Origin of the sequence: Brevibacillus sp. NRRL NRS-603, from assembly GCF_003013445.1 — a bacterium.
In the GTDB taxonomy this organism is placed as follows: domain Bacteria; phylum Bacillota; class Bacilli; order Brevibacillales; family Brevibacillaceae; genus Brevibacillus; species Brevibacillus formosus.
Genome location: NZ_PXZN01000014.1, coordinates 79,916 through 93,102, shown reverse-complemented (window position 1 = coordinate 93,102; position 13,187 = coordinate 79,916). Strand labels below are relative to the sequence as shown.

Sequence of the window (13,187 nt, the reverse complement as noted above, 5' to 3'; positions counted from 1 at the left end):
GGAATTTATAGAAGATTTAAACTAAGGGAGGCTGCGGTGGACAATCTCACGTTGTTGCTCATTGAAAGAATGGGCATTCTTTTGACGCTAGCATTTATTTTGACAAGGACACCGCTGTTTCGCCAGCTCTTAGACCGCGAATTGCACATAGGGACGTCAATCGCTTTTTCCGTCATGTTCGGATTGTTTGGGATTGCAGGTACATATGCAGGAGTGGTCGTGCAAGGGGAGAGCTATCTTCCTGCGTTTTGGATTTTTCGTTTGTCCTATGACGAGATTATCGCCAATTCTACTTTGGTAGGAGTCGTCATTGGAGGTTTGTTAGGAGGGCCTCTCGTTGGCCTGGGGGCAGGTGTCATTGCTGGGCTTCATGTCTTTCAATTGGGAGGATTCGCCGCAGCACCGATGGGCTTGTCGATCCCGATCACGGGGTTGCTGGCCGGATACGTAGCGCGTTTTTTCTCACAGGAGCGGGTTATTTCTCCGTCCAAAGCCATGTTCATTGGCATGTTCGCACCCATTATCCAGATGTCTCTTTTATTGATCATGGCAGCTCCGCCTGAGCTGGCGCGAACTATGGTCAACGTGATTGGGATTCCGATGGTGCTCACGAACAGTGTTTCGATTGCGATTTTTACAACGATGATACGGGTTGCCTTGCAAGAGGCAGAACGTTCGGCAGCCATTGAGGCGGAGCGTTCCTTTACGATAGCGGAAAGAATTTTGCCACATCTGAAAAGGGGGCTTACACCGCAAACGGCTCAGTCAGCAGCCCTCGTCTTACAAAAAGAAACGAAAGCAGCGGCCGTTGCGGTAACCGATCGAGAACGGCTTCTAGCACATGTAGGAGTGGGGGCAGATCATCATCATCCCGGCGAAGCGCTCCATAGTGAGCTCGATAAGCGGGCCCTGTATAGCGGTGGAATCGACAAGGGTTTGACGCGAGAGAGCGTCGGATGCAAGCGCAAAAATTGTAACCTGCATGCCGCGATTCTGGTGCCGATTAAAGAGGGGGACAGCGTCGTTGGTCTGATCAAACTCTATTATCGGAGGCCGCAACAAATAGGAAAAGTCCAGGAAGCACTGGCAAAAGGGCTTGGCAACCTGATCTCCAATCAATTGACCCTGTCTCTCACGGAGCAAATGAAAGGGTTAATGAAGGATGCTGAGTTGCGGATGCTACAGGCACAGATTCATCCTCACTTTTTGTTCAACACGTTGAATTCCATTGTGACCTTGATACGAATTGATCCGCAGCTAGCTCGGCATATGACCATTCAGTTTGGTGTGTTCATGCGATTCAACCTGAAGCTCACAGCGAGTCCGCTTGTCACCGTGAGACAGGAGCTGGATCACCTGCATGCTTATTTGGAAATTATCAAAATCAGATTTTCCGAGCAATTCGCCGTTCGCACTATCATTGATGCGGGGGTAGAGGAAGCCCTTATTCCTCCGGGCACGTTGCAGCCGTTAGTTGAGAATTGCATTCAGCATGGTGTTCGTGACATCACGAACGGTGGTGAGATTGTTCTCCATGTGAAACGGGAGGATGTGCATGTTGTTTTTCAAATCGAAGATAATGGCCAAGGCTTTCCTGACAATTTGCTGCCCGTTTTGGGAAAGGTGCCGATGGAGAGTAAGGAGGGCAACGGAATTGGCATCCATAATGTCAACCAACGTCTGATCAGCTTGTGCGGACAAGATGCCCAACTTCATTTTGCCAACAAACAAGAAGGCGGCAGTATGATTACGTTTGCGATTCCGATTACAAAAGAGGTGAGTGCCTGATGCCAATACGCGTCATGATTGCAGAAGATGAGCGACTAGCACGCGAAGAACTGAGCTATTTACTGCTACAAGAAGGAGATGTAGAACTGCTGCCCTATGCCACCAATGGACGAGAGCTGTTGGAGATGGTCGATGTCCACGAACCGGATGTCGTCTTCCTCGATATGAAAATGCCTGAGCTGGAAGGAGCGCAGGCAGCGAGAATGCTCGCCTCACGCAAGCAGCACCCCCTCATCGTTTTTTGTACTGCGTATGAGGAATTTGCCATCGATGCGTTTAAGCTTTACGCCGTCGATTATTTGTTGAAGCCTATGGAGCCAAAGCGGCTGGTAGAAACGATGCAACGGATACGAGAGCGTCTGGTCAAGCCGAAAGCAGAGCCTGTCCAGACAAAACGAACCAAGCTGTTGGTAGAAGACAACAGCAGATTAGTGGTCATTGATCCAGTGACGATTGTCTATGCGGTGCGGGAGGAGCGATATGTGCAAATCGTCACCCAAACGGCTACCTATTCGACGCGGATGACTCTGACACAACTGGCGGAAAAGCTTTTTGCATATGATTTTTTCCGTACCCACAAAAGCTATTTGGTCAATCTCCAATTCGTGAGCGAGCTAGAGCCATGGTTCAACGGTGCCTACAATCTGATTTTGAAGGGAGAAGGCAGACCGCGTATTCCCGTATCTCGGACATCTGCCAAGGATTTGCTCAAACGTCTCGAGGAGTAAGCCTAGCGATCCATCGTTTGCAGATTGTGGTTAAAATTCTGCCACTGACACGCTCTCCCCGACATCTTACGCAGAAAAATACACGGATAAAAAAGTATTCTCTACAATATAGGAAGCGCTTACATTTCTGGAGATGAGGGGGAGGTTCCCATGGGCAAATCCGCTTCGGCAAAAAAAGCCGAGGATCAGAAGAAGCAGGCTGTTGATTATGCAGCAGTAATTCAGTCGGCTACTTTCAAAGAGCTTTTGAGAAGAAAAAAAGCGTTTATTTTGCCATCTTCTATTTTTTTCTTCGTGTTTTACTTTACCCTTCCGATTTTAACCTCCTACTTCACCGTATTGAATCAACCGGCGTTTGGGGCGATTTCGTGGGCATGGGTATTTGCCTTTGCTCAGTTCGTCATGACATGGGGTCTCTGTATTCTGTACACCAGGCGGGCAGAGCAGTTTGATCAACTCGTAGAGAAAATCAAACAAGAGGCAGGTGGAAGGGGCTAATGAACGTTACTGCATTTTTACTTTTTCTCGTCATTGTATTGTTGACACTGATCATTACCTTTTACGCTTCCAAAAAGACGAATACAACCAGTGAGTTTTATACCGCTGGAGGAGGACTGACGGGTTGGCAAAACGGCCTCGCGATTGCGGGAGATTACATGTCGGCAGCTTCCTTCCTGGGGATCGCCGGAATGATTGCGCTGAGCGGGTTTGATGGTTTTTTCTACAGTATCGGCTTTCTCGTCGCGTATCTCGTTGTGCTCTACTTGGTAGCAGAGCCTTTGCGTAATTTGGGAAAATACACGATGGCTGATATGATAGCCGCGCGTTTTGACAATAAAAAGGTTCGTGGTGTCGCCGCTCTCAATTCGATTGCCATCTCGATTTTTTATATGATCGCGCAATTGGTTGGAGCGGGGGCCTTGATCAAGCTGCTCTTGGGGCTGGACTACACGACTTCCGTATTGATCGTAGGGGCATTGATGACCATCTACGTCGTTTTCGGCGGGATGACGGCAACCTCGTGGGTGCAGATCGTCAAGGCAGTTTTGTTGATGGTCGGGACATTCATCATCTCCATGATGGTTTTCGCCAAATTCGATTTTAATCTCTTGAAAATGTTCGAGCAAATGAAGACGGTGACACCATTGGGAGAGCAATTCCTCAACCCCGGCAACAAGTTTAAAGTGGGACTCGATACAATTTCCCTAAATCTCGCGCTTGTGCTTGGAACAGCTGGATTGCCGCATATTTTGATTCGTTTTTTCACCGTAAAAGATGCCACGACAGCTCGCAAGTCGGTTGTGTACGCGACGTGGATCATTGGTGCCTTCTATGTCATGACGATCTTCCTCGGCTTCGGAGCGGCAGCATTTGTAGGAGCGGGAAATATGGACCCAGCAGGTAACATGGGGGCTCCCCTGCTAGCGCAAGCACTCGGCGGTAACTTCTTGTTCGCCTTCGTATCTGCGGTTGCCTTCGCTACCATTCTCGCAGTAGTGGCTGGGCTGGTGCTGACAGCGGCCTCTGCCTTCGCGCACGACTTTTACGGACACGTCTTACGCCAAGGAAAAGCAACAGAAAATGAGCAAATGAAGATGGCCAAATGGGCGTCTGTCGGAGTCTCGATTGTCTCTATCCTGCTCGCCTTATTTGCGCAAAATCTGAACGTGGCTTTCCTTGTTGCCCTGGCTTTCGCAGTAGCGGCGAGTGCAAATCTACCAGTGATTTTGTTTACGATCTTCTGGAAAAGATTCAATACAGCAGGAGCAATCAGCGGGATGCTCGTCGGATTGTTCAGCGCTCTTATTCTGGTTGCGTTGAGTCCGAACGTTTGGAATCCTGTGGCTGGAAAAGCCATTTTGGTCGGCGAAGCGCTGTTCCCGCTGCCGAATCCGGGTATTGTCTCGATCCCGTTAGGGTTTTTGGCAGCATGGATCGGAACCTTGTTGTCCAGCTCCCGTGATGATAAGAAGTACGATGAAATTTTGGTGAAAGCGAATACAGGAATGAAAGATTCAGCGTAGAAACAGTAAACGTAGGAAGCTCATGCCACGAAGAGAAGGCTGGGGTTAGCCCCTGGTCTTTTTTTCATTTTTGCAAGAAGGGAGAGGTATTGTCTGTGACGACGATCATCTTTTTCCTTGCCGTCATTATCGGAACGATGGCCATCACTTACTCAGCTGCCAAACAGACGGGGACGACGAGAGACTTCTATGCGGCAGGAAATCGTTTGAACGGGTTACAAAATGGCATTGCCATTGCAGGCGATTACATGAGTGCTGCCTCGTTTTTGGGGATTGCGGGAACGATTGCGATGTACGGCTTCGACGGTTTCGTATATGCGATAGGCTTTTTTGTCTCTTATCTGATTATTTTGTTTTTAGTTGCGGAGCCGTTGCATAATTTGGGGCGCTATACGTTGGCAGACGCGATTGCCGTCCGGTTTGACAGTCTTTGGCTGCGTGGTGTTGTTGCCTGTACGACTCTATTAATTACGATTTTTTACATGCTGGCGCAATTAGTTGGAGCAGGTGCCCTCATTCATTATTTATTGGGAGTGCGTTACGATACGGCTGTCCTGATTGTCGGGAGCCTGATGACATTTTACGTCGTGTTCGGCGGGATGGTAGCGACCTCGTGGGTTCAGATTATTAAAGCGATTCTGCTCCTGACAGGTACATTGATCCTAAGCCTGACTGTGTTTGCGCGTTTTGGTTGGAGCTTCTCCGAAATGTTTTCCCATGTAAGTACGATTACACCTCTTCAGGAACAGTTCTTGCAGCCGGGTAATCAACTTCATGATCCGCTGGAAACGATCTCCCTGCATTTGGCTTTGATTCTCGGTACCGCGGGACTTCCCCATATTATCTCCCGGTTGTTCACAGTCAAGGACGCAAAGACGACTCGAAATTCGATTTACACCGCTACCTGGGTCATCGGAGCCTTTTATTTAATGACGATCTTTCTCGGCTTCGGGGCGAGCACGTTTGTAGGCTATGAGGCATTGAAAAATGTGGGCTTCGGGGGGAATCTGACCGTTACGCTATTGGCGGATGCTCTTGGTGGAGAGTTTTTGATGGCGTATATTGCTGCCGTTGCCTTCGCGACGATATTGGCAGTCGTGACAGGGCTCGTGCTCTCCGCCTCTTCTGCGTTCGCGCATGATGTCTACAGTCATCTCATCAGGCGAGGGGCGGCATCGGAAAAAGAACAGGTCACCATGGCAAAGCTTTCGTCAGTAGCGGTGGGCGTGATCTCCATTTGGCTGGCTATCGGTGCAGAAAAAATGAACGTGGCGATTCTCGTTGCGCTTACGTTTGCGGTAGCAGCATCATCCAATTTGCCACTGCTGTTGTTTACGTTGTATTGGAAGCGGTTTACCGTGCGAGGAGCGATTTGTGGCGTCCTGACAGGTTTAACGGCATCAGTAGTCCTTGTCATTTTGGGACCGACTGTTATGCATCCCTTAACCGGACTTATTCGTGCGGAGCCACTATTTCCACTGACGAATCCTGGATTGGTCTCTATACCACTCGGCTTTTTAGGGGCGGTGCTCGGAACACTACTGGATCGACCTGATCCGGATGCCGAAATGAAGTACCAACGTGTACTGCTTCAGGCGTTGACGGGAATCCGAGTTCCACCTGGGAAAACGGAGCAGGAATCTGCATAAAGCCTTTCCGTGTGCCCCACTCTAGGAGTAGAAGGAGGAGGGGCAAGTGGGTACGACGAAAGAGTCAGACGCTTTATCACATGACCAGCCAGATGTTTATGAGCGCGCAAGGCTGGCGCTGGATGATTTGATTGAGGAGCTATGTGAAGCACTAGAAGAGGAAGATACCGAAGCCTATAAGCGAAAAGGCTATGAAATGATTGGAAGCTACTTTCGTGAGCCGGTCAATACCGGGGAGTTAACCTTGATTTATGCGGCGGTGCTTGCCGATATCCTCTATAAGCTGGAGTTGACACAGCAAGGGGAAAACGTAACGATGGTCCGCGATGAGTACAGCATGATGAAAAAAGACGATTGAGTGGCGACCCTGTCTGAGGGTCGTCTTTTTCATTGGCGCGACCCGACCCTGCATGTTTCAGTGGGCAATTATTCATACTACGGGTAAACGACATCAAAATGGGTGATTGGTATGGAAAAGGTCGGGCTCGTTTTGCAGGGAGGGGGTAGCCGTGGGATATATACTGCTGGCGTTTTGGATTACTTTATGGAGCAGGAGCTATACATCCCGTATGTGATTGCCGTGTCAGCAGGTGCGTGCAATGGAGCAGCTTACTTGGCGAGGCAGCGCGGATTGGGCAAGATTTATCATATCAAATACATTCGCGATCCCCGATACTTTCACTATAAAAATTTGATCAAGAAGCGCTCGCTATTTGGTATGGATTTTATTTTCAATGAGATGCCTAACAAGCTGGAACCGTTCGCCTTTGACCGGTTTCGCGAAGCGAAGGAAAAGTTTGTCGTCGTTACCACGGATTGCACGACAGGGGAAGCTGTTTACTTTACGAAAGACGACTGTGAGGATATTTTCCATGTGATTCGAGCTTCGTGCAGTCTTCCGTTTCTATCGCCCAAGGTTACGATCAACGGACGTAAGCTATGGGATGGAGGCATCGTGCATCCGGTACCTTTCATGAAGTCCATGCTTGATGGCAATCAAAAGCATATTATTGTGCTTACTTCTTCAAGTCCGCCAAGTGAGTGGATGCGTAAGCTTTCGCGTGTCGAGCGTCTTTTTTCCAGAAGTACGCGCCTGTGCCAAGCTTTTATTCGTCATTTTCGCATCTATTACGAGACTATAGAGCAAGTCAAAGAGATGCAGAAGGAAGGTAAAGCGTTTGTTATCGCACCTCCAGCTGATACCTTTCTACGAGGTTTTGAACGTCAAGAGGAGAAGCTGGAGCATTATTACAGACAAGGCTACCAGGATGCTCATACCCAATTTTCTGGGCTTTGTACATGGCTTGGTCTTGGCAGGAACAGCTGAAAAATAAGGAGATATCTGCCCAGCGGATGTTTTTTCGGCGAAATCACGTGAAACAGGTTTTTCCAAAGCGAAGAAAGGGAAGAAGCATCAGGGGAGGATGGAATCAGGAGGAAAGACCCCATGAAATATGTGAATGTAGACCTAGTAGAGCCAGGAGACATTTTGGCTCGAAGCATTTATACAAGCGAGGGCTTGACGCTCTTGCATGCAGGTGTCCAGCTGACTGTCGGAATGATTAATAAATTGCGTCGGTTTGGCGTCACGATGTTAAGCATAAAAGATCCGCTGCTCGATGAAGTGAAAGAGCAGGAGGTCGTCACGGAGACTACTCGGAAGGACGCAATTCGCAATCTGTCGCAAGCGATTTCGTGTGTGCAGTCTGGAAAAAATTTTGATATCCGCGGCATTCAAAAATCAGTGGGAAGTATCATCGACGAAACCTTGAGAAATCGTCGTGTGCTCTTGAATCTGGGAGAAATTCGCACGACTGACAACGCGATGTACATTCATTCCTTGAATGTGTGCATGATGGCGACAGTAATGGGCGTAGGATTAGGCTATAATACGGCTCAATTAAAAGAGCTCGCCATCGGAGCCCTCTTGCATGACATTGGAAAGCTGTCTGTCGACAAGGAAGCCCCAGCCTATAAAAAGAACAGCAAGACCAATCATCATACGTGGCTGGGCTTTGATCTGTTGCGAAAAAAACATGAAATGAGCATTGTGTCTGCGCACGTTCCTTTGCAGCATCATGAATGGGTGGATGGTAGTGGGCAGCCACGAGGACTGACTGGCGATGAGATTCATGATTTCGCCAAGATTGTTGCGATTTGTAACTACTATGATAATCTCATCTCGCCTTTTTCAGCGGAAGAAGAGACGTTGCCTGCGTATGAGGCTTGCGAAAAAGTCATGGGGCTCGCGGAGAAACGCTTTGATCATAAAATGGTCATTCACTTTTTGCGCTCGATTGCCATGTACCCGACAGGAACCTCGCTGAAGCTGTCGACAGGAGAGATCGGTGTGATTATTGACCAAAATAGAGGCTTGCCTTCGCGTCCAGTCGTTCGGGTCATTCGAAGAGACCAGCAGGCGACTCGGCGGATGGTGGATGATCATGAGATTACGGACATTGATTTGAGTGAGAGGCCTACTATTTTTATCACTGCTGTCATGGACTAGGACAGTGAAAGAATAGGACTCCCTATCAGGGAATATCCCTACCAAGATCAGGGAATACCCCTACATACACGTAGGGCCCACAGGGCTACAATGGACTCAAGGCAGATGGGTACATAGAGCTACACCGCATTTGCCAGATGAAAAAAAGGAAGGACGTGTCATTATGTCCCGTATTCTAGTCCCTGTTGATTTCTCAGCGCAGTCCATTCAGGCGGTCCGCTTTGCGCTGGCATACGCCAAAAATAAGCATGATATCACATTGCTTCATGCCATCTCGCCGTTCCCTTCACGCAATGTTGTCAGAAGGTTGGGACGAGATGTTGTAGAAGATTATCAATTGGATGAGGCAAGAGAAGATCTGAAAAAATTCCTGTCGATTGTTGAAGAAGCCGGTATCACGTATGAATTGGAGATTGAGTTCGGAGAGCCGCATGAAGTCATTGCGAAGCACGCTGCGAATGACTATGCTGCTATCGTAATGGGAACACATGGCTACGGTCGCATTACAGGCTTTCTATTGCAAAGTGTCAGCTATCCGACACTCCATGATGTTAAAGTTCCGGTTTTCCTCATTGCAGAGGAGACAGATGAGAACCGCTTCCCATGGAATAAAGTACTCATTGCAGTAGATGGCTCCGATCATTCGATGGAAGCTGCGAAAAAAGCCATCGAAATGGGGCAGCACCTTCCAGATGTATCGTATACGCTACTGTCCGTTGTCATACCGCCAGTCACATACGCAGGAGTATATGGCGTAGGCTGGGATAACATGAATACCCTCGAAGGATGGGGACGTGAAACACTGAAACCTTGCGAGGAGATGCTGGAGGCTGCATCGCTTCCTTTTGAAAGCAAGGTCGTGGTCGGAGATCCAGCTACTGTGATCCGCCAGACGGCTGAAGAAATCGACGCAGGACTGGTTGTGCTCGGTCATCATGGCCAAGGTGCAGTGGCAGGTACGCTGCTTGGCAGTGTGACATTTAAAACGATTCATCGTACGAAAACACCACTCCTCATTGTGAAAACATAGCATTTTACTAGAAAAAGCTGTCCGTTTGGTGGACAGCTTTTTTGCTTGGTCGTATGTCTCTTACGATAGAGTTTGCGCCTGCTTGTGTTCGAGAAGTTGGTTAGCTCCATCTTGTGTTACTTCCGCCGAATCCCACTTGATTCGCTTACATCCCCATGCAGCGAGCAGAAGGATGACAGATGCAATCAAAAATACCGTAATCAATGAAGTCATCTGCATGAGCGGACCTGCTGCAAAGGAACCGACCATCATGAGTCCGACCATGAGCGGTGAAGTCGTTCCATTCACCCTTCCGATATATGCTTCATCCACGAGCTTGATCATGAACATACCGATTACAATCTGTAAAAATGCCATCCCTATTCCGGTAAAAAAGCGCATCGCTGCAGTTAGGTACATCCATACAGAGAGAACTTCTACGGCGACGGAGAGAGCGAAGAATATTAATCCACCTGTAATGACCCAGCGACTATTCAAGCGTTCCAGATAAATGGAAGCCAAAATGCCGCCCAACAGCATACCCAAACCGTCTAGCGCGGTAAACCATTGAATGGCTTCCTTGGAAAGTAAAAGACGATCCGTGATGACAAATACCTCCAGTGAATTGATAAAACCCGAGGATAACCCCAGACATGAAAAGGTAATGGCGATCCGGCGCAAGGCTGGTCGCTTTTTTACATAGGCAAAACCTGCTTTAATCTCAGAAAGGAGAGTTCCACCTTCCTCTGTTGCACTGGCAGTTGAGGTGGGAAGTATCAGCAAGATCAGTGCCGAGACGAAGAACAGGCCGGCCATCGTTAACAGGGAAGGGTAGATGCCCCACTGCTCAAAGAAAAAGGTACCAACAATCGGGCCAACCAGCAGAAAAATCGAACCCGTACTTTGTGCAATAGACACAGCTGCTGCAACTTGCTCATTAGGAATATGACGCTTCATCATCTTGGCAGAAGAAGGCTGGGAGAACTGCGACACGACAGCCGAGATAAAGGTCGCAAAGAATACAGCGATCCACATCCCTTGCCAGAGCAAATACACGATGACCAATACAGAGAGGGCGCTTAACAGGTTCCCGGCTATCATCGTTCGCTTCGGGTTCCAGCGATCAGCCAATGCCCCGCCAATAATCGAAAAAACCAAGATCGGAGCAAGTTCGATAGCAGTCAAGAGCGATACGGCGGTCGGATTGTTGCCGCTCGTCTCCATCACATAGTAAAGCAAGGCCATGTTACGAATCCATATACCGATATTTTCTAATGTATCCGTAATAAAAACGGTGAGAAAAACTTTGTTTCCCCAAAGACCTTTCATAGGTCATATCACTCCCGAAAATTTATACCGAACGTCCGGTTTAATTAAAGGTGAAAAAATGCTACTTGGCAACAATGCCATGCAGCAAAACGTCAATGCTCCTCTTCAGTAGAGCATGAAGACGCGCGTCATCCATTTGATAACCTACGTTAATCATTCCGTTCAAGAGCCCTTCCAGTATCATCGCCATTTCTTCGGGATCGCATGGGGCGAACTCGCCTCGGTCGATTCCTTCTTGGAAGAGGGAAGTATAGAGGGTGTACGTGGAGCCGAGCATTTCTAGCACTTGTTCCAAAATAACTGGATCGGCGAGCTGGCTGCCGGAGAACTCTTCGCCTGCTTTTTTTAGAGGGTGGGACAAAAAATCCTCCAAGAAAAAAGCAGCTAAGCCGTACAGTTTATCAATGGACGTCTCGAATTCTTTTTCTTTTTCCTGCCACAGATCTACCCATTCGCTGTACTGCTTTTCAAGCAAATGCAGGAACAACTGCTCCTTGTTTTTGAAGTGGTAATAGAGGCTGCCCTTACTCACTCCGGTTGCTTGGCAAATGTCTTCAATGGAAGTGGCTGAATAGCCTTTCTGAGAAAATAACTCGGTGGCTTTCTCTACGATATGTTGTTTGGTTTTCTCTCCATCGAGACGACGCTTTGACATTTTTTAAAAGCTCCTTTTTCTAGACTGAACGTTCGGTTTAGTTTTAGTTTATTCGATCTGACAGGGAAGCGCAAGTGCTCGGTTGAGAAAAAGGGGCAGAGGGAAAAGTAATAGGAAGCGAGGAAGGGAGGGATTACCTTGCAAATCGGTTGTCATGTCAGTATTCGTCATGGGTATGAGGAGGCGGCGAAAACTGCATACAAAGAAGGAGCACGATCATTTCAATTTTTTCCGAAAAACCCGCGTAGCTTGGGCGTCAAGCAATTCGATGCCCGGGATGCAGAACGGTGTCGCGCTTTTTGTCAGCAAAACGGTATGCTGTCGATTGCTCATACCTCATACCCGGTGAATCTTTGTGTCGAGGAGCAGGAGCTTTTCGCAGTGACAATGGCCTCCGTACGAAATGACCTTGAAATTGCCGAAGCTTGTGGAGCGTTGGGCGTAGTCGTTCACTTTGGCCAGTATAAAGGCGCGGTTGTCCTTACCGGTTACAAAATCATGATCCAGATGGTCAATCAAATACTGGATGGCTGGAATGGAAAAGCCCAGCTGTTAATCGAAAACAATGCCGGGCAAGGCAACCGTATGGGCACGACACTCGAAGAGCTTACACAGGTTCGACAATTGTTTGCTGAGCCACAGAAGGTAGGCTTTTGCCTGGATACATGTCATGCATTTGCCAGTGGATTGTGGAAAGGGAATGATTGGGGGGAAGTAGCCGATCGGATGCGAGAGCTCGATTATTTTACGAGCTTGCGTGCCGTTCATCTGAACGATTCTGTTTATCCGAGTGGTTCCTTTCGAGATCGGCATGCCTCCATCGGAAAAGGAATGATCGGTGATGCAGCCATTGCCGCTTTTTTGCAAACACCCGAATTGCAGGGACTTCCCATCGTTCTGGAAACGGCGAGAGGCTCAGAAGGGGGACATAGCGAAGAAATCAAACATGTTCGTCTGCTCAGAGACAATTGGCAGGGCTGACCATGTTGTGGTAGAGTGTGAAATGATGTGTTCAACACGGGAGGGGTACCTATGAAAAAGCGTATTAAGGTGACGATTGCGGATTTTACTCATCTGACAGAAAACTTGAATAACCCGGAGGAGCTCGCTCTGTACGAAGCGGCGAACGGAAATACATACGATGCTGAAATAGAGCATGATGGCTATGCGATTGTGGATGTAACTGACGAGGATTACATTGAGCTGGCTCCAGGGGAGTATCAGCTGATGATCGAGGAGTGGACAAACGCCGGACAAATCGGCGAATGGACACTGCAAACCATGTCCGACCCAGCAGATGACAAGGCTTTGCTGTACCGTACAGTGGACAAGGCTGGAACCGAAATACAAGCACCACAATCATTGCCGAAGCAGGTAGTCGAGCTGGTTGCAAATACGTGGTTTGGCAAAAAAGCTAAGAAGATTGAGGAGTAATCCAAGAACGAAAAGGAGCGCTGCGAGGTAGCGCTCCTTTTTATGCTAATAAGAATGTATAA

General features: G+C 48.4%; 13 protein-coding genes. 11 read left to right on the top strand and 2 right to left on the bottom strand.

What is annotated here, in order from left to right; translation table 11 throughout:
* Positions 1–36 precede the first annotated feature (36 nt).
* The 9 genes from C7R94_RS14725 to C7R94_RS14685 all read left to right on the top strand — a co-directional run bounded on the left by C7R94_RS14725 (position 37) and on the right by C7R94_RS14685 (position 9,728).
* Positions 37–1,788 carry a LytS/YhcK type 5TM receptor domain-containing protein gene (locus C7R94_RS14725; protein ID WP_106782273.1) on the top strand — a complete coding sequence of 584 codons (1,752 nt, stop codon included), beginning with the start codon at positions 37–39 and terminating at the stop codon, positions 1,786–1,788.
* The gene (locus C7R94_RS14720) at positions 1,788–2,516 is read left to right on the top strand and encodes a LytR/AlgR family response regulator transcription factor (RefSeq protein ID WP_106782271.1); all 729 of its coding nucleotides are present in this window, start codon (positions 1,788–1,790) and stop codon (positions 2,514–2,516) included. Before C7R94_RS14725 ends, C7R94_RS14720 begins: the two co-directional genes overlap by 1 nt.
* Before the next feature lie 150 nt (positions 2,517–2,666).
* Positions 2,667–3,014: a DUF485 domain-containing protein gene (locus tag C7R94_RS14715; RefSeq protein ID WP_106782269.1), complete on the top strand. Its 348-nt coding sequence runs from the start codon at positions 2,667–2,669 to the stop codon at positions 3,012–3,014.
* Positions 3,014–4,540, top strand: coding sequence for a solute symporter family protein (locus tag C7R94_RS14710; RefSeq protein ID WP_047068723.1), 1,527 nt, complete (start codon positions 3,014–3,016; stop codon positions 4,538–4,540). The genes C7R94_RS14715 and C7R94_RS14710 overlap by 1 nt, the downstream gene beginning before the upstream one ends.
* Before the next feature lie 89 nt (positions 4,541–4,629).
* On the top strand, positions 4,630–6,189 hold the full coding sequence (locus C7R94_RS14705) for a solute symporter family protein (RefSeq protein WP_233220565.1): 1,560 nt from the start codon (positions 4,630–4,632) through the stop codon (positions 6,187–6,189).
* Positions 6,190–6,235: 46 nt separating this feature from the next.
* On the top strand, positions 6,236–6,547 hold the full coding sequence (locus tag C7R94_RS14700) for a hypothetical protein (protein ID WP_106782264.1): 312 nt from the start codon (positions 6,236–6,238) through the stop codon (positions 6,545–6,547).
* A 111-nt stretch (positions 6,548–6,658) separates the two neighbouring features.
* Complete coding sequence (locus tag C7R94_RS14695; RefSeq protein WP_106782262.1) at positions 6,659–7,516, top strand: patatin-like phospholipase family protein; 858 nt, start codon at positions 6,659–6,661, stop codon at positions 7,514–7,516.
* Between the two features lie 120 nt (positions 7,517–7,636).
* On the top strand, positions 7,637–8,698 hold the full coding sequence (locus C7R94_RS14690) for an HD-GYP domain-containing protein (protein WP_106782260.1): 1,062 nt from the start codon (positions 7,637–7,639) through the stop codon (positions 8,696–8,698).
* Positions 8,699–8,861: 163 nt separating this feature from the next.
* A complete protein-coding gene (locus tag C7R94_RS14685; protein ID WP_106782258.1) occupies positions 8,862–9,728 on the top strand; it encodes a universal stress protein in 867 nt (288 codons plus the stop codon).
* A gap of 60 nt (positions 9,729–9,788) precedes the next feature.
* Here the strand turns inward: C7R94_RS14685 and C7R94_RS14680 are convergent, their stop codons facing one another.
* Positions 9,789–11,036, bottom strand: a complete 1,248-nt coding sequence (locus tag C7R94_RS14680) for an MFS transporter (protein ID WP_106782255.1) — start codon at positions 11,034–11,036, stop codon at positions 9,789–9,791.
* 61 nt (positions 11,037–11,097) lie between these two features.
* Complete coding sequence (locus tag C7R94_RS14675) at positions 11,098–11,691, bottom strand: TetR/AcrR family transcriptional regulator (protein ID WP_106782253.1); 594 nt, start codon at positions 11,689–11,691, stop codon at positions 11,098–11,100.
* A gap of 138 nt (positions 11,692–11,829) precedes the next feature.
* Here C7R94_RS14675 and C7R94_RS14670 point away from each other — a divergent pair, with 138 nt between their 5' ends.
* The gene (locus C7R94_RS14670) at positions 11,830–12,672 is read left to right on the top strand and encodes a deoxyribonuclease IV (RefSeq protein WP_106782251.1); all 843 of its coding nucleotides are present in this window, start codon (positions 11,830–11,832) and stop codon (positions 12,670–12,672) included.
* Positions 12,673–12,723: 51 nt separating this feature from the next.
* Complete coding sequence (locus tag C7R94_RS14665; RefSeq protein WP_017247868.1) at positions 12,724–13,125, top strand: hypothetical protein; 402 nt, start codon at positions 12,724–12,726, stop codon at positions 13,123–13,125.
* Positions 13,126–13,187: the final 62 nt, after the last annotated feature.

Coding starts and splice junctions, on each gene's coding strand:
- C7R94_RS14680 (WP_106782255.1), bottom strand. CDS start 11,036: ATGAAAGGTCTTTGGGGAAACAAAGTTTTTCTCACCGTTTTTATTACG.
- C7R94_RS14665 (WP_017247868.1), top strand. CDS start 12,724: ATGAAAAAGCGTATTAAGGTGACGATTGCGGATTTTACTCATCTGACA.
- C7R94_RS14675 (WP_106782253.1), bottom strand. CDS start 11,691: ATGTCAAAGCGTCGTCTCGATGGAGAGAAAACCAAACAACATATCGTA.
- C7R94_RS14715 (WP_106782269.1), top strand. CDS start 2,667: ATGGGCAAATCCGCTTCGGCAAAAAAAGCCGAGGATCAGAAGAAGCAG.
- C7R94_RS14685 (WP_106782258.1), top strand. CDS start 8,862: ATGTCCCGTATTCTAGTCCCTGTTGATTTCTCAGCGCAGTCCATTCAG.
- C7R94_RS14710 (WP_047068723.1), top strand. CDS start 3,014: ATGAACGTTACTGCATTTTTACTTTTTCTCGTCATTGTATTGTTGACA.
- C7R94_RS14690 (WP_106782260.1), top strand. CDS start 7,637: ATGAAATATGTGAATGTAGACCTAGTAGAGCCAGGAGACATTTTGGCT.
- C7R94_RS14695 (WP_106782262.1), top strand. CDS start 6,659: ATGGAAAAGGTCGGGCTCGTTTTGCAGGGAGGGGGTAGCCGTGGGATA.
- C7R94_RS14720 (WP_106782271.1), top strand. CDS start 1,788: ATGCCAATACGCGTCATGATTGCAGAAGATGAGCGACTAGCACGCGAA.